The sequence below is a fragment of the Acidimicrobiia bacterium genome (assembly GCA_036271555.1).
GTDB lineage: Bacteria > Actinomycetota > Acidimicrobiia > IMCC26256 > PALSA-610 > DATBAK01.
On record DATBAK010000090.1, the window covers coordinates 1 to 16195 of the forward strand.

Annotated in this window: 18 protein-coding genes; 16 read left to right on the top strand and 2 right to left on the bottom strand. The window is 71.0% G+C overall.

The window, feature by feature from the left end:
* From VH914_20675 to VH914_20725, 11 genes are all read left to right on the top strand, one after another.
* Window positions 1-1210: molybdopterin cofactor-binding domain-containing protein (locus tag VH914_20675; GenBank protein HEX4493630.1), on the top strand; the 1210-nt coding region annotated here is incomplete at its 5' end.
* Window positions 1207-1644: a M67 family metallopeptidase gene (locus tag VH914_20680; protein HEX4493631.1), complete on the top strand. Its 438-nt coding sequence runs from the start codon at window positions 1207-1209 to the stop codon at window positions 1642-1644. The genes VH914_20675 and VH914_20680, both read left to right, overlap by 4 nt.
* Window positions 1645-1782: 138 nt before the next feature.
* On the top strand, window positions 1783-2076 hold the full coding sequence (locus VH914_20685; protein ID HEX4493632.1) for a ubiquitin-like small modifier protein 1: 294 nt from the start codon (window positions 1783-1785) through the stop codon (window positions 2074-2076).
* A 25-nt stretch (window positions 2077-2101) separates the two neighbouring features.
* A complete protein-coding gene (locus tag VH914_20690) occupies window positions 2102-3040 on the top strand; it encodes a cysteine synthase family protein (protein HEX4493633.1) in 939 nt (312 codons plus the stop codon).
* On the top strand, window positions 3037-4011 hold the full coding sequence (locus VH914_20695) for an L-threonylcarbamoyladenylate synthase (protein ID HEX4493634.1): 975 nt from the start codon (window positions 3037-3039) through the stop codon (window positions 4009-4011). Before VH914_20690 ends, VH914_20695 begins: the two co-directional genes overlap by 4 nt.
* Window positions 4012-4016: 5 nt before the next feature.
* Window positions 4017-4814 (top strand): glutamate racemase, encoded by a 798-nt coding sequence (gene murI / locus VH914_20700; protein ID HEX4493635.1) that lies wholly within the window; start codon window positions 4017-4019, stop codon window positions 4812-4814.
* Window position 4815: 1 nt separating this feature from the next.
* A complete protein-coding gene (locus tag VH914_20705) occupies window positions 4816-5547 on the top strand; it encodes an MBL fold metallo-hydrolase (protein HEX4493636.1) in 732 nt (243 codons plus the stop codon).
* A gap of 146 nt (window positions 5548-5693) precedes the next feature.
* Window positions 5694-6431, top strand: a complete 738-nt coding sequence (rph, locus tag VH914_20710) for a ribonuclease PH (protein ID HEX4493637.1) — start codon at window positions 5694-5696, stop codon at window positions 6429-6431.
* Window positions 6428-7126 carry an RdgB/HAM1 family non-canonical purine NTP pyrophosphatase gene (gene rdgB / locus VH914_20715; GenBank protein ID HEX4493638.1) on the top strand — a complete coding sequence of 233 codons (699 nt, stop codon included), beginning with the start codon at window positions 6428-6430 and terminating at the stop codon, window positions 7124-7126. Before rph ends, rdgB begins: the two co-directional genes overlap by 4 nt.
* Window positions 7123-8082 carry an alpha/beta hydrolase gene (locus tag VH914_20720; GenBank protein ID HEX4493639.1) on the top strand — a complete coding sequence of 320 codons (960 nt, stop codon included), beginning with the start codon at window positions 7123-7125 and terminating at the stop codon, window positions 8080-8082. Before rdgB ends, VH914_20720 begins: the two co-directional genes overlap by 4 nt.
* 4 nt (window positions 8083-8086) lie before the next feature.
* On the top strand, window positions 8087-8644 hold the full coding sequence (locus VH914_20725; GenBank protein HEX4493640.1) for a hypothetical protein: 558 nt from the start codon (window positions 8087-8089) through the stop codon (window positions 8642-8644).
* Here VH914_20725 and VH914_20730 read toward each other — a convergent pair.
* Window positions 8608-11517, bottom strand: a complete 2910-nt coding sequence (locus tag VH914_20730) for an EAL domain-containing protein (GenBank protein HEX4493641.1) — start codon at window positions 11515-11517, stop codon at window positions 8608-8610. The two genes, VH914_20725 and VH914_20730, sit on opposite strands and share 37 nt — an antisense overlap.
* A gap of 145 nt (window positions 11518-11662) precedes the next feature.
* Between VH914_20730 and VH914_20735 the strand changes: the two genes are divergently transcribed.
* On the top strand, window positions 11663-12001 hold the full coding sequence (locus VH914_20735) for a hypothetical protein (GenBank protein ID HEX4493642.1): 339 nt from the start codon (window positions 11663-11665) through the stop codon (window positions 11999-12001).
* A gap of 66 nt (window positions 12002-12067) precedes the next feature.
* Here VH914_20735 and VH914_20740 read toward each other — a convergent pair whose 3' ends face one another.
* A complete protein-coding gene (locus VH914_20740; protein ID HEX4493643.1) occupies window positions 12068-13159 on the bottom strand; it encodes a GNAT family N-acetyltransferase in 1092 nt (363 codons plus the stop codon).
* Window positions 13160-13218: 59 nt separating this feature from the next.
* Here VH914_20740 and VH914_20745 point away from each other — a divergent pair, with 59 nt between their 5' ends.
* From VH914_20745 to VH914_20760, 4 genes are all read left to right on the top strand, one after another.
* Entirely contained in the window at window positions 13219-14523 is a 1305-nt protein-coding gene (locus VH914_20745; GenBank protein ID HEX4493644.1) for an MFS transporter, read from the top strand.
* A 73-nt stretch (window positions 14524-14596) separates the two neighbouring features.
* Window positions 14597-15166 carry a type 1 glutamine amidotransferase domain-containing protein gene (locus VH914_20750; GenBank protein ID HEX4493645.1) on the top strand — a complete coding sequence of 190 codons (570 nt, stop codon included), beginning with the start codon at window positions 14597-14599 and terminating at the stop codon, window positions 15164-15166.
* Window positions 15167-15218: 52 nt separating this feature from the next.
* On the top strand, window positions 15219-15488 hold the full coding sequence (locus tag VH914_20755; protein HEX4493646.1) for a hypothetical protein: 270 nt from the start codon (window positions 15219-15221) through the stop codon (window positions 15486-15488).
* 85 nt (window positions 15489-15573) lie between these two features.
* Window positions 15574-16191 carry a DUF2795 domain-containing protein gene (locus VH914_20760; protein HEX4493647.1) on the top strand — a complete coding sequence of 206 codons (618 nt, stop codon included), beginning with the start codon at window positions 15574-15576 and terminating at the stop codon, window positions 16189-16191.
* The last annotated feature ends 4 nt before the right edge of the window (window positions 16192-16195 follow it).

Sequence of the window (16195 nt, forward strand, 5' to 3'; positions counted from 1 at the left end):
GTTGCTCGAGCGCATCCTCGACATCGCGGCGGACGAGCTCGGCATCGACGCCGCGGAGATCCGTCGTCGCAACTTCCTGCAGCCGTCGGAGTTCCCGCTCACGACGGTGACCGGCGCGAACTACGACAACGGCGAGTACGAGCGCGCCCTCGACGCGGTGCTCGCGGCGTCCGGCTACACCGCGTTGCGCGAGGAACAGCGTGCGCGGCGCGAGCGCGGCGACGTGAAGCAGCTCGGCATCGGTGTGGCGTCGTACGTCGAGATCACCGCTCCGGGTCTGTTCTCCGAGTACGGCGCGATCGAGGTGAACGAGGACGGCACGGTCACCGCGAAGGTCGGCACGAGCTCGCACGGGCAGGGCCACGAGACCGCGTTCGCGATGATCGTGAGCGAAGTGCTCGGCGTGCCGATGGAGAAGGTGCGCCTCGTGCAGTCCGACACTGCGGTCATCCCGCGTGGTCAGGGCACGATGGGATCGCGCTCGCTACAAACCGCGGGGACGGCCGTGTTCCAGGCCAGCGGGATCGTGCTCGACAAGGCGCGCCTGCTCGCCGCGCATCTGCTCGAGGCGAGCACCGACGACATCGTCGTCGGCGACGACGGCTTGGAAGTGACGGGCGTTCCCGCGAGCCGGGTGTCGTGGGCGGATCTCGCGTCGGCAGCGCTGGACCCGGCGCGGCGGCCGGAAGGGATGGAAGCGGGCCTCGCGCACGAGCTCGACTTCAACCAGGGTGAGTCGACGTTCCCGTTCGGCTCGCACGTCGCCGTCGTCGAGGTCGACACCGAGACGGGGCGCGTGGAGCTCGTACGCCACGTCGCCGTCGACGATTGCGGCCGCATCCTGAATCCGTTGCTCGTCGCCGGGCAGCAGCACGGCGGCATCGCGCAGGGCGCGGCGCAGGCGTTGTTCGAGCACGTGCAGTACGACGCCGACGGCAACCCGATCACCGCGAACCTCATGGACTACGCGATGCCGAGTGCCGCGGAGCTGCCGTCGTTCGAGGTCAGCAACACCGAGACGCCGACTTCGTTGAATCCGCTCGGCGCGAAGGGCATCGGTGAGTCGGGCACGATCGGTTCGACGCCGGCGGTGCAGAACGCGGTGGTGGACGCGCTGTCGCCGTTCGGTGTGCGCCACCTCGACATGCCGTGCACCGCGGAACGGGTGTGGCAGGCGCTGCGCGACGCGAAGGCTTCCGCCTCGGCATGAGCTCGTTCGCCGGGCCGCTGTTGCGGCTGACGTCGCACCAACACGCGGTGATCGTCGGGCACTGCTACGACGGATACCCGGACGAGGCCTGCGGGCTGTTGACCGGACGGCTCGTCGGTTCGGAGTCGGACGGGCGCGTCACCGACGCGGTGCCGTGTGTCAACGCGGCACGGTCGGCGCGCACGTACACGGTCGACGGGCGCGACTTCCTCCGGGTGAGTCGCGAGGCCGAGGCGCGCGGCGACGACATCGTCGGCGTGTGGCACTCGCACACGCACACGACCGCGTACCCGTCGCCGACGGATGTTCAGCTCGCCGCCGACCCGATGTGGTTGTACCTGATCGTGTCGCTGCGCGACGGCTTCCCCATGCTGCGCGCCTACCGCATCCGCGACGAGACCATCGCCGAGATCCCCATCACCATCGAGTCCTGACCCTCCCCCGCGCCGGCGAGCGGAGTGCGGCGGGCGGGGTGCGGCGGGCGAGGCGGGCGACGGAAGCGAGAGGTGGGAATTCTGACTGGGGAGGTCGGGCTTGTAGGCTGGGTCGCCCGCGAGCAAGAGGTTGTGCCGGTGTCCGTCGAGGTGAAGCTGCCTACCGTCCTGCGCACGCACGCCGACGGAAAGGCGTCGGTCCCGAGCGACGGCGCGACCGTGGGCGCGGTGTTCCACGACCTCGTCACCCGCTACCCGTCGATCCGCGGCAACCTGCTCGACGACGCCGGCGGGCTGCACAAGTTCGTCAACGTCTACAAGAACGACGACGACATCCGGTACCTCGAACAGCTCGACACCAAGCTCGACGACGGCGACATCCTGTCGATCATCCCCGCGGTCGCCGGAGGAGCCGGGCCGGCGACGAGCTGAGCGGCCGGCGAAGCACGCGACGCGTATGGCCCGCTACGACTCCATCCTCGACCTGATCGGCGAGACCCCGCTCGTCGCGTTGCACCAGCTCTCGCCGAACCCCGACGTCCGCATCTGGGCGAAGCTCGAGGGTCAGAACCCCGGCGGTTCGTCGAAGGATCGCATCGCCAAGAAGATGGTCGAGCTCGCCGAGCGCGACGGCGCGCTCGAACCGGGCGCGACCATCCTCGAGCCGTCGTCGGGCAACACCGGCATCGGCCTCGCGCTCGTCGCCCGCCTGCGCGGCTACAAGCTCCGCATCGTGATGCCGGAGAACGTGTCGCCCGAACGCCGGCAGCTGCTCGAGATCTTCGGCGCCGAGGTCACACCGTCGCCCGGCGAAGAGGGCAGCAACGGCGCGATCCGCATGGCCGAGAAGATCGCGGCCGAGCATCCCGAGTACGTGCTCCTCTTTCAGTACGGCAACCCCGCCAATCCGCTCGCGCACTACGAGGGCACCGGCCCGGAGATCTGGCGCGACTGCCCCGAGGTCGACGTGTTCGTCGCGGGCCTCGGCACGAGCGGCACGCTCATGGGCGTCGGCCGTTACCTGAAGGAGCGCAAGCCCGCGGTGAAGATCGTCGCGGTCGAGCCGCCCGCGGGCGAGCTCGTGCAAGGACTGCGCAATCTCGACGACGGGTTCGTCCCGCCGATCTTCGAGCGCGACGTGCTCGACCGGAAGTTCATCGTGCGTCCGCGCGAGTCGATCGAGCTGACCCGCCGATTGCTCGACGAATGCGGCGTGTTCTCCGGCATCTCGTCGGGCGCCGCGGTCGCGGGCGCGCTGAAGATGGCCGCGGAGATCGACTCGGGCACGATCGTCACCCTGCTGCCCGACGGCGGATGGAAGTACCTCTCGTCCGGCGCGTGGACCGACGACATCGACGTGGTCGAAGCGCGCGCGCAACAGATCAACTACTGGTGACCGACGCGATCGACGACGCCGCGGCCGTATTGCGCGCCGGCGGGCTCGTCGCGTTCCCGACCGAGACCGTGTACGGGCTCGGTGCCGACGCCGCGAACCCGCACGCGGTCGCGCGCATCTACGCGGTGAAGGGGCGGCCGAGCGACCACCCGATCATCGTGCATCTCGCGTCGGCGGACGCGCTCGACGACTACGCAGACGACGTCACCGACGCGACCCGCGCGCTCGCGCGCGCGTGCTGGCCGGGCCCACTCACGCTCGTCGTGCGCAGGCGCGCGCGCACGATCGCCGACGCAGTGACCGGCGGTCGCGACACCGTCGCGCTGCGCGTGCCCGCGCATCCGGTCGCGCAGGCGTTGCTCGAAGCGTTCGGCGGGGGAGTGGCGGCGCCCTCGGCGAACCGCTTCGGTCGCGTGAGCCCGACGACGGCCGCGCACGTGCGGGCCGATCTCGACGGTGACGTCGACGTCGTGCTCGACGGCGGCGCCGCGACCGTCGGCGTCGAGTCCACCATCGTCGACGGCAGCGGCCCGCACCCCGCGATCCTGCGCCTCGGCGGAGTGACGCAGACGACCGTCGAAGCCGTCGTCGGCGGGCCCGTCCCGTTGCTGACCCGCGGCGAGGTCGCGGCGCCGGGCACCCTCGAACGTCACTACTCGCCGGCCGCGCGCGTCGTCCTCGTCGTCGACGCGGCGACCGCGGCCGAACGCGTGAGAGAAGAAGGCGCCGCCAACCGTCGCGTCGGGCTGCTCTCGCTCGCGGATGTGACAATCGCCACACCGAACGACGTGGTCGTACTGACGAGCCCTGCGGATGTCGATGACTACGCGCGTGTGCTCTACGCGCGGTTGCGCGAAGCCGACGAACACGGCCTCGACACGCTCGTCGTCGTGCCGCCGCCCGCGGACGGGATCGGCGCTGCCGTCGCCGATCGCCTGGCGCGTGCGGCCGCAACGGCCGGGTTAGCGTGACCTCGATGCCCGGGAACTCCGCGCCGATCGGGATCTTCGACAGTGGCCTCGGCGGGCTCACCGTCGCGCGCGCGCTCATCGACCTGTTGCCCGACGAGGACTTCGTCTACTTCGGCGACACCGGCCGTTTCCCGTACGGGCCGAAGCCCGCGGAAGAGGTGTTGAAGTACTCGCTGCAGATCGCGGACCTGCTCGTCGAGCGGTCGGTGAAGATGCTCGTTGTCGCGTGCAACAGCGCGTCGGCCGCCGCGCTCGACGCGCTGCGCGAGCGCCTCGACGTCCCGATCGTCGGCGTGATCGAACCCGGCGTGCGCGCGGCGCGCGACGCGACGCGCAGCGGTCGTGTCGGGGTGATCGGCACGGTCGGCACGATCGCGTCGGGCGCGTACCAACGCGCGGCGAGCACGTTCGCGCCCGACATGCAGCTCACGTGCGCGGCCTGCCCGGGATTCGTCGAGTTCGTCGAGGCCGGCGACGTCGACTCCGACCAGGTGCACGTGCTCGCCGAGCGTCTGCTCGCGCCCGTGCTCGCCGCCGACGTCGACACCCTCGTGCTCGGTTGCACGCACTATCCGCTGCTGTCGCGCACGCTCGGCGACGTGATGGGTGCCGAGGTCGTGTTGGTGTCGAGTGCCGACGAGACCGCGTTCGAAGTGCGCGCGCGACTCGACGCGCCCGCGCCGCCGAACCGCGCCGATTCGAGCCACGCGTTCGTCACGAGCGGCGACGTCGGTCAGTTCCTCGCCCTCGGTGCGCGTTTCCTCGGCCCCGAGGTCGACACGGTCGAAGCGTGGACCTGGTGAGATGATCGAGCTCACGGTCCTCGGTTGCTGTGGTTCGTACGGCGCGCCCGCGGGCGGCGCGTGCAGCGGCTATCTCGTGCGCGCGGGCGGGAAGACGATCTGGATGGACTGCGGCAACGGCACGTTCGCGGCGCTGCAACGCCACGCCGACGTCGCCGACATCGACGCGGTCGTGATCACGCACGCGCACCCCGACCACTGCGTCGACCTCTACGGCCTGCACGTGCTCAACCGCTACGGCCTCGAGCGGCTCGGACTCCCGGTCTACGCGCCGGAAGGCGTGCAGAAGAACCTCACCGCGCTCGTAGGGGACTGGGGTGGCGCGTTCGACTGGTGCGAGGTCGGCGAGGGCGACGCGGCGACGGTCGGACCCGTCGACCTGCGGTTCTCGCGCACCGACCATCCGCCGCCGACGGTCGCGGTCGAGCTCACGCACGACGACAAACGGCTCGTCTACACGTCCGACACGGGACCGAACTGGAGTGTCGACGCCTTCGCGCCGCGCGCCGACCTCGTGCTGTCGGAGGCGACCTACCAGCACGACGACATCCGCGTCGCGATCCACCTGTCGGCCCTCCAGGCCGGGGAAGCCGCGCGTGCGGCGGCCGCGCGCCGGCTGGTGATCACGCACCTCTGGCCCACGCTCGATCCCGCGCGCTCGGTTGCGGAGGCGGCGGAAGGCTTCGGCGCCGACGTCACCCTCGCGGCGCCGAACCTCACCCTCAAGATCTGAGCTTTCTGGTCGCGCTCGTTTCGCTCGCCGCTCCTGACGCCTCGGTCCGCGGCGCGGGCGGCCCGCACCGCGACCCGCCCGTTCCTGCGGGAACGAAATCGGAAACCTAGGCTGCGACGGTCGTCCCACCGCTGAAAGGCAAGCAATTGAGTCCACGGGTGTCGGGTCGCGAGCACGACGAGCTCCGGCCGATCACATTCACGCGCGACTACACCGAGATGGCGGCGGGCTCGGTGCTCGTCGAGTTCGGCCGGACACGCGTCCTCTGCACCGCGTCCGTGGAGGACCGCATCCCGCCGTGGTTGCGCGGCAAGGGTCAGGGTTGGGTCACCGCGGAGTACTCGATGCTGCCGGGCTCGAGTCCCGAGCGCGTCGGTCGCGAAGCCGCGAAGGGCAAGCAGTCGGGTCGCACGCAGGAGATCCAGCGCCTCATCGGTCGCTCGCTGCGCGCGGTCACGGACCTCGTCGCGGTCGGTGAGAACCAGATCGTCGTCGACTGCGACGTGTTGCAGGCCGACGGCGGCACGCGCACCGCGTCGATCTGCGGCGGCTGGATCGCGCTGCACGACGCGTGCTCACGACTGCTCCAGAAGGAGCTCATCGCGCGCCACCCGATCCAGGAGGCGTGCGCGGCGATCTCGGTCGGCGTGATCGACGGTGTGCCGATGCTCGACCTCGAATACCGCGAGGACGTGCGCGCCGAGGTCGACATGAACGTCGTGATGACCGCGGGTCGCCGCTTCGTCGAGGTGCAGGGCACCGCGGAAGGCGCCGCGTTCTCGCGCGACGAGCTCGCGCAGCTCCTCGCGCTCGCGGAAGCGGGCATTGCGGAGATCGTCGAAGCGCAGGAGCAGATGATCGCGGTGGCACCGACTCCGCGATGACGCAGTCGCTCGGCCTGCCCCTGGTCCTCGCGACCGGCAACACCGACAAGGCGCGCGAGCTGTCCGAGCTGTTGAGCGACGCGCTCGACCGCGTGCTCGTGTCGGCGCCCGTCACCGTGGGCGACAAGCCGATCGGCTTCGTCGTCGAGCACCCGGATCGGTTCCCGGCGACGCTCGCCGCGATGACCCAGCTCGACGAGGCGCCCGACGTCGAGGAGATCGGCACCACCCTCGAGGAGAATGCGCGCATCAAGGCGCGCGGCGTCGGCACCGCGCTCGGGCTGCTCGCGGTCGCCGACGACACCGGTCTCGAGATCGACGCGCTCGGCGGCGCGCCCGGCGTCTACGCGGCGCGGTACGCAGGCCCGGATGCCACCTACGCCGACAACGTGAACAAGGCGCTGCGCGAGCTCGACGGTGTCGCGCCGCTGCGGCGGACCGCGCGCTTCGCGACGGTGGTGGTCGCGCGCACGCCGAGCGGCGACGAGGTCGTCGTGCGGGGCGAGGTCGAAGGGCTCATCACGAGCGAGCCGCACGGCACGAACGGGTTCGGATACGACTCGATCTTCGAACCTCTGGAAGGCGACGGGCGGACGTTCGCGCAGATGAGCGCCGACGAGAAGCACGCACTCTCGCACCGGGGCCGTGCGCTGCGCGCCCTCGTCGCCCGCGTGAAGGAGGACGAGGAGCGATGACGCTGCACCCGCAGGCGCGCGCGCTGCTCGACATGGTCGCGGCGACCGGTGGCATCGAGGTGTCGGACGCGCGCCTCGCGGAGATCCGGACCGGCTGGGCGATGCTCGTGGCGCTCGGATGCGGTGATCCCGAGGCCGTCGCCGAGGTCACCGATCTCGAGGTGCCGAGTCCCGCGGGCGCGGTGCCGATCCGCGCCTACCTCCCGGCCGAGGCCGACGCCAAGACCACCGACGGGCTGCCGGTCGTCGTCTTCTTCCACGGCGGGGGCTGGACCATCGGCAGCGTCGCCGACTACGACCCGATCGCGCGCCGCATCGCCAACGCGGCCGGCGCCCTCGTCGTGTCGGTCGACTACCGGCTCGCGCCCGAAGCGCCGCACCCGGCCGCGGTCGACGACTGCTGGGCCGCCACGACCTGGATCGCCGAGCACGCGGCCGACCTCGGCGGCGACGGCACCCGGCTCGCGCTCATGGGCGACAGCGCGGGCGGCAATCTTGCGGCGGTGATCGCCCAGCGGGCGGCGCGCGAAGGCGGCCCCGCGATCGCGCTGCAGGCTCTCATCTATCCGGTCGTCGACTGTGACATGACGCGAGGTTCGTACGAGCTCGACGGCGACGACCTGCTCCTCGACCGCACCCAGATGGAGTGGTTCTTCGACTGCTACACGCGCGGCGGCGCCGACCGCACGGACCCGACGATCTCGGCCGGCCGCGCCGACCTCGCCGATCTCGCGGGGCTGCCGCCGGCGGTGGTGATCACCGCGGAGTACGACCCGCTGCGCGACGAGGGCGAGGCGTACGCGGCCGCGCTGCGCGCCGCGGGCGTCGAGGTCGCGCACTCGCGCTACGACGGGATGATCCACGGCTTCTTCGGTCTCGGCGCACTGCTCGACGCGGGGAACGACGCCGTCGCCGAGGTGGGACGAGCCGTGCGCGCGGCGTTCGGTACCCTCTGACGCAATGGCTGTCGTCGACATCGCGGGCTTCGTCGCCGATCTCAAGGACCACGCGGTCGAGCACTGCTTCCACGTGCACGACGAGCGCCACTTCGTCGAGTCGTATTCGCTGCGCCAGACGTGGGAGGTCGACCTCCACCCCGAAGAGGGCTGCGAGGGACCGGTCGACCTCTACCTCTCGCTCGTGATCGACCCGCGCGTGCTGCTCGGCTTCGAGGACGCGGTCATCGGTCTCCCCGACGACGACGAGCCCGAGGACACGTACTACTTCCCGCTCGACTTCACGTGGGCGTTGCCGCCGCTCCCGAGCGGGCCGAACCTGCTGGAGCTCGCGACCGAGCTCGCGGGCGTCGGCGGACCCGATCTTCCGCTCGAGGTGTCGGCGACCGACTCGTTCCCGTCGGCGACCGACGCGCCGGAGCGCACGCTGCGGATCGTCGCGCACCAACAGGTCTCGCTCGTGCGGATCCGCGCCGGCGACGAGGTGCCGTGCGAGATGCTCGAACGCTGTCTCAGCGTGAGCCGCTATCTGCTCGACCGCGCGCCCGAGTGGTTGAGCTGAGTCACGAGGAAGCGGCGGCCGAGCATCGCGGTCGCGTCTTCCGCGGGTACCGCGCGCGAGAAGAGGAAGCCTTGCATCGCGTCGCAGCCCAGGCGGGCGAGCGTCTCGAGGTGCGCGGCGCGCTCGACGCCCTCGGCCACGCACTCCATGCCGAGCGCGTGCGCGAGCTCGATCACCGACGCGACGATCGTCGCGCCCTGCGGGTCGAGGCCGAGCTCGAGCACGAACGACTGGTCGATCTTGAGCACGGTCACGGGCAGCCGGCGCAGGTAGCTCAGCGACGAGTAGCCGGTGCCGAAGTCGTCGATCGCGAGCGAGACGCCGAGCGCGCGGAGCCGCTGCAAGGTGTCGATCGTCGTCGGCGTGTCCTGCATGAGCAGTGACTCGGTGATCTCGATGCACAGCCGGTCCGCGGGCGCGCCCGTCTCGGCGAGCGCCGACGCGACCTCGTCGACGAGGTCGAGCTGACCGAGCTGCGAGGCCGACAGGTTCACCGAGACCCACGGGCACGACCCGTCGGGAGCCGCGGCGGCGAAGCGCACGATCTGCTCGCACGCGGTGCGCAGGAAGCGCATGCCCATCGGCACGATGAGTCCCGTGTCCTCGGCGACCGCGAGGAACTCGCCGGGGCCGACGATGCCGTGACCGGGTCGGTCCCAGCGCGCCAGCGCCTCGAAGCCGACGACCTCGCCGCCGCGCGTCGTCACGACCGGTTGGTAGTGCAGGCAGAGCTCGTCCTCGTCGAGCGCGCGCCGGAACGCGAGCTCGGTCTCGATGCGTACCGCGACGGCCGAACGCAGGTGCTCGTCGAACAGCTCGACGCGGTTGCGGCCGCGCTCCTTCGCCCGGTACGCGGCGATGTCGGCGTGCTTCAGCATCGTGTCGGCTTCGCCCTCGCCGCCCGCGACGACGACGCCGATGCTCGCGCCGACGTACATCTGGGTGCCGCGCACCGAGAACGGCTCGTCGAGCGACGCGCGCACGCGCTCCGCGATCGCGACCGCTTCGGCCGCGTCGGCGACGTCGGGACACACGATGACGAACTCGTCGCCGCCGAAGCGACCCGCGGTGTCGCCCTCGCGCACGGCTTCGCGGAGCCGGCCCGCCGCGGTGACGAGCACGTCGTCGCCGGCGACGTGACCGAAGCTGTCGTTCACGCGCTTGAAGTGGTCGAGGTCGATGAAGAGGATCGCGACCTCGCTCGCGCGCCGGCGTGCGCCCGCGAGCGCGAGGTCGAGGTGGTCGATGAGCAGGTTGCGCAGCGGCAGGTCGGTGAGCGCGTCGTGGGTCGCCTCGTACGCGAGCCGCTCCTCGAACTGGCGGCGCTCGGTGACGTCGACGATCTGTCCGAGGCTGTAGTGCGGCGCGCCTTCCGAGTCCTGCACGATCGTCACGTGGACGCGGCACCAGATCCAGTCGCCCGACTTGCGCCGGTACCGCTTCTCGATCACGTAGCTCGGCAGGTCGCCGTGGTAGGTGCGCTCGTGCAGCGCGACGTTGTGGTCGAGGTCGTCGGGGTGCGTGAGATCCGTGAACGAGTAATCGAGCAGCTCGTCCGCCGTGTAGCCGAGCATGCGGCAGAACGCGGGGTTCACGCGGAAGAAGTGGCCGTCTTCCCGCAGCATTGCAATGCCGATCGGCGCGTGCTGGAACGCCTCTTCGAACCGCACCTGCGCGGCGTGCAGGTTGGCCTCGATGCGCCGGCGCTCCGAGATGTCGCGCAGGTTGACCGCGATGCCGTCGACGAGCGGGTCGTCGAGCAGGTTCACCCCGAGCGCTTCGAGGTAGAGCCAGCTGCCGTCGGCGTGGCGGAGGCGCAGCTCGAGCGGATCGGGCTCGGTCGCGCCTTCGATCGAGCGCGCCACCGCGGCGAACGTGTCCTCGAGGTCGTCGGGATGGATGAGCTCGACCGCGCTCACGCCGAGCAGCTCGGTCTCGCGGTAGCCGAGGATCTCGCCGACCGCCCCACTCACGTACGTGATGCGCAGCTCCGGGTCGATCACCGCGACGATGTCGGACGAGCGCGCGATGAGCGTGCGGAAGCGCCGTTCGTTCTGCTCGATCTCGACGCTGCTCTCGACGACGTCGGTGATGTCGGTGAGCGAGACCGCGACGACGTCGGGCGTTCCGTCGGGGTTCGTCTCGACGACCACCGCGTTCGCCGACAGCCAACGGCTCACATGGCCGTCGGCGTCCGCGGCGCCCATGACCGCGTCCCGAACCGGTTCGCCCGTCGCGCGCGTGCGGTCGGCGGGGCGCTCGGCGTTGGGGATCTCGGTGCCGTCCCGCCGCACGAGCTTCCACGCGAGCTCCTGCGTCGTGCGGCTGAGCATGTCGTCCGCGGGCAGACCGAGCATCTGCTCCGCGGCCGGGTTGCACGCAATGATGCGGCCGCCCTCGCCCGACAGGATGATGCCCTCGGCGAGGGAGTCGAGCACGCGGCGGTGGCGCGCCTCGCTCGCGCGCAACGCGGACTCGGCCTTCTCGCGCTCGGTGACGTCCTTGACGTCGAGCACGACGCCCTCGATGTCGGGATCCGCGAGCAGGTTCGTCAGCGTGCCCTCGATCGAACGCCAGGTGCCGTCGACGAACTTGATCCGGTAGTGGACCGGTACCGGGTGCTCGGGCTGCTCGAGCGCAGTCGCGAAGCTGTGCGCGAGCACCCCGAAGTCGTCGGGATGGATGCGGTCGACCGCGAACTCGAGGTCCTCGACGTCGCGGTCGACGAGGCCCGTGTGCAGCTCGAGCGCGGCCGGGCTCAAATACCGGGGCGTACCGTCCCGAGCGAGCACGCCCGTGAGCGCCCGCGAGCGCGACACGACCGCGGCGAGTCGCCGATCGGCGATCGGATCCGCGTCAGGGCCTGGGCTCACGGGCGTCGTCCTCGTCCGGCCGTCCCCACGGGAACGGTCCGATCCGTCCTCATCGGCCGGAATCACGCCCGAGCCAAGCGCGAGATATGAGGACTCCGGGGAAGGCGCGTCCCGGGGGTGTCGCGGATGAGAGAATGGCGCTCCTATGGGCATGCGGACGGAATGCCGGCATTACGAGAGCCGGACCTACGGACAGGGCGAGACGGTACGGAAGTGCCGGCTCGACCTTGCCCCCGAGGCACCGTGGCGGTGCCCCACCGACTGCCCGATGTTCGAGAAGCGCCGCTTCGACGCGGCCTGGCAGTACGGCAGTCTCTCCGGCGCGATGGCGCCGACGCCGACGCCGGAACCGGCCAACCTCGACGATGCCGCCGCCGCACTGCTCGACGAGGCCGAGGACATCGTGAACGCGGCCGGCGCGGCCGCGCTCGAGGAGATGGACCGCCGCGCCGCGCGCAAGCGCTTCCGCAAGAAGAAGCGCTAACGAGCGCGAGTTCTCACAGGAACGGGCGGGTCGCTCTGCCGCCCGCCCGGCTTGGCGGCTGAGGCGTCAGGAGCCGCGAGCGCAGCGAGCGCGACCATAAGGATCGTCTTCGAGGACGGCAGCCTCGAAGCGGCGCGCGAAGCAGACCGAGCGCGGCAGTTCCGCGTACTGACCGAAGCACTCGATGTGCTCGTAGCCGCGGCGCTCGTAGAGCGCGATCGCCTCGGGTTGCGCGTCGCCGGTCTCGAGTCGCACGCCGCAGTAACCGAGCGCCACCGCGCGGTCCTCGAGCGCCTGCAGCACGAGATGGCTGTAACCGTGCCCGCGGTGCGTCGGCAGGACGTACACGGCCTTGATCTCGGCGGTGTCGGCATCGGAGCGGCAGATGCCACCGCAGGCGACGTCGTCGGCGCCGACGCGGAGGACGAAGAACGCCCCGTTCGGGGCCGTAAATGCCGCGGGATCGCGAATCGACGCGGGTGCGGGCTCGGGCTGCCCGTAGCGCGCGCCGAGCTCCGCCCACTGCGCGCGGACGAGGAGCGCGGCGGTCGCGTCGTCGGACGCGCACTCGCGCAGCACGACCGCGGGAGGGTCGCCGTCGGTGCGCTCGCCACTCGCGTCGCGCGCGGAGCCGGCGCGCAGATGGGTCGCGATGAAGATCGCGCAGCCGTCGCCGTCCGGATCGCGCGGCAGGCGCGCGTACTCGTCGAGGATGCGCGCGATGCGCTTCTCGAGCTCGATGCGATTCGGGCGCGTGAGCGTCATCGCGAGGCGGCTCGTGCGCAGGTCGGCGTTCGGCTCGGAGTCGCGCAGCTCCGCGAGGAACGCCTCGAACGAAGCCTGCGACACGTTCACGCCCGCGGCGGCGTCGTCGACCGCGAGCGTCCACGAGCGACCGGTCGAGCGGTACGGCTTCTCCGTCGTGCCCCGCGGCCCGCGGCGTTCGGCCGCGGGTTCGATGAAGCCGGTCCGCAGCAGCGTGCGGACGTGGTGGAGGACCGTCGCGGGGTTCTCGCCGAGGCTCCGGGCGAGCTCGCGGTTCGTGAGCTCCCGGTCGAACAGCAGGCGGATGATCCGCAGCCGCAGGGGGTGGGCGAGGGCCCGGGTCTCCGCGACCGTGGCCCGGGGACGCTCGTCGGGCTCCCGTGCGGTCGGCATGACGCGCGATTCTAGGCCCACTGGTTGACAACTCTCAATCGATTGGGAAGACTCAACCGATGACCGTGCCGCCGCTGACGGATCCGGAGCGCTCCGAGCGGCCGCCGCTCGGTCCGCGCCGACGCTTCCGGCCCGGGGCCCGATCCCTGCTCCGCAACCGGGACTTCGTGCGCCTCTGGACCGCCGAGACCGTGAGCCAGGTCGGGAGCCAGGTGACGCTGCTCGCGATCCCGCTGCTCGCGATCACCACGCTCAAGGCGACGACGTTCCAGGTCGGTGCGCTGAACGCCGTCGAGTTCGCGCCGTTCCTGATCGTCGGCCTGCCCGCGGGGGTCATCGTCGACCGCCGGCGCCGGCGGCCCGTGCTGATGTTCGGCGACCTCGGTCGCGCGATCGCGCTGTTCTCGATCCCGCTGGCGTGGTGGCTCGGTTGGCTCACGCTCGGCCAGCTCTTCGTCGTCGTGTTCACGACCGGCGTGCTCACCGTCTTCTTCGACGTCGCCTACCAGTCGTACCTGCCGGCGCTGGTCGATTCCGACCAGCTCGGCGAGGGCAACGCCAAGCTCCAGATGAGCGACTCCGGCGCGCAGGTCGTCGGCCCCGGCCTCGCGGGCTCGCTCGTGCAGATCGTCGGCGCGCCCACGTCGGTGCTGGTCGACGCGATCAGCTTCCTGCTCTCGGCCGGCAGCGTGTCGCGCATCCAACGCGCGGAGCCGCCGGTCGACGCGCCACCGAAGCACGAGCAGCCGTCGATGCGCAGCCAGATCGGCGAAGGACTGCGCTACCTGCTCGGGCATCCCGTGTTGAAGTGCGTCGCCGGCTGCACCGCGACGTCGAACTACTTCAGCTCGATGACGCAGGCGGTGTTGCTCGTGTACTTCGTGCGCGTGCTGCACTACAGCGCGGGCGTGATCGGTCTCGTGCTCATGCTCGCCAGCATCGGGTTCTTCGTCGGTGCGGCCGTGGAGTCGCGGGTCGAGCGTGTGCTGAAGCTCGGGCGCACCATCTGGTTGTCGATCGTCGTGAGCGAGGCCGGCGCGTTCTTCGTCGCGTTCTCACCGCGCCACCATGCGTTCGGTTGGATCATCGCGGGCTTGTTGCTCACGTCGCTCGGCAGCCCGATCTACAACATCGCCCAGGTGAGCTACCGGCAGGCGATCACGCCGAACAACATGCTCGGACGGATGAACGCGTCGATGCGCTTCATGGTGTGGGGCACGATGCCGCTCGGCTCGCTCACCGGTGGTCTGCTCGGCACGCTCTTCGGCTTGAAGACGACGCTGATCATCGGCGCGTTCGGCGGTGTGCTCGCCGTGTTCTTCGTGCTCACCAAGGCGGTGCGCGAGCTCGTGACGGTCGCGTAACCGTCGCGCGCGTTCGCGCTTGTGTCGCACCGGTTGCGGGTAGGCGGTCCCGAACGCGAGCAAGGAGCACGACGTGGACGAGTTGTCCGGTGCGCAGGTGGCATTCCTCGTGGCGAACGAGGGAGTGGAGCAGATCGAGCTGACCGAGCCGTGGAAGGCGGTCGAGGCGGCGGGTGGACTCCCGAGGCTGATCGCGCCGAAGGCGGGGTCGGTGCAGGCGTTCCACCACCTCGACCGGGGCGACACGTTCCAGGTCGATCTCGCCGTCGGTGCGGCCTCGGCCGGCGACTACATCGGGCTCGTGCTGCCCGGCGGTGTCGCGAACCCCGACCAGCTGCGCACGATCCCCGACGCGGTCGCGTTCGCCAAGGCGTTCGTCGAGGCGGGCAAGCCCGTCGCCGTGATCTGTCACGGACCGTGGACGCTCGTCGAAGCGGGTGTCGTGCGCAACCGCACGCTCACGAGCTGGCCGAGCCTGAAGACCGACATCGAGAACGCCGGTGGTCATTGGGTCGATCGTGAGGTCGAGGTCTGCAAGGGCGACGAGAACGTCATCGTCTCGAGTCGCAAGCCCGACGACCTGCCCGCGTTCTGCGCGCAGCTCGTGCAGACGTTCGCGCAGAGCCTCGAGACGACGTCATGATCTCCGGTCGCGCTCACTGCGCGCTTCGCTCGCCACTTTGGAGGTCATGCTGATGCCGACTCTCGACGACGAAGGGATGCCGGATCTCGACCCGCCCGCGCCGGGCAAGGAGGAGACCGGTGATCCGCAGGAGGGGCTCCCGCCGCCGGGCGACAAGGCGCGCGGGTCGGTCGACTGGGGCGTGACCGCGGAGGAGCAACTCGAGGGCGAGCCGATCCAGGTGCGCGTCGAGCGCGAGCTCCCGGAAGTCGACACGACCGATCCCGTCGACGAGATCGCGAAGGACCTGCATCTCGATCGCGATCCGCTGGACGACTTCTGATGACGGCGAGCAGCGAGCGAAGCGAGCGCGCGACCATGCCCGCTCCCATCCCGCGTCGTGTCGCGCGAGCTTGCGAGCACGACCGATGAGCATCGAACGCAGTACCCAGCACTCACCGCGGATCGACGACGAGATGGCGGCGGAGACGGCGTCGCTCACGCACGGCGCGCCCGTCGAGGCGCACGCGGAGGAATGGCGCTCGCAGGAGTCGCCCGCGGATGGCGAGCCCGCGCCGGAGTCGGTCGTCGAGTTCGCGCAAGCGCCCGTCGGTGGCGGCATCGACGACAACGAGCGGCGCCGGCGCTCGGAGCTCGCGGCCGCGCTGCCCGGCCACGCGTTTCCGGGGGACCGCGGGCGACTGCTGCACGCGGCCGAGGCCGAGCACGCGCCCGAGTGGGTGATCGACGCGCTCGGGACGCTGCCGATCGACACGCGCTTCGACACGCCGCAGGACGTGTGGAGCGCGCTGGGCGGTCACCGCGAGTCGCGCGTGTCGGAACCGGAGCCCGTCGAGACATCCGCGCCGCAAGTGGAACCGGCACGCGAGCCGATCGCGCCGTCGCGCACACCGTCGCCGCCCGCAGGGCTCGACCTGGTCGCGCGCCTCACGGGCATCGCGGGGCTCGGTGTCGAGATCGCGAGCGCGGTCGTCGGCGGAACCGTGCACCTTGCGCGGCGCGTCCTCGGTTCGCTCCGCCGCTAGGCGG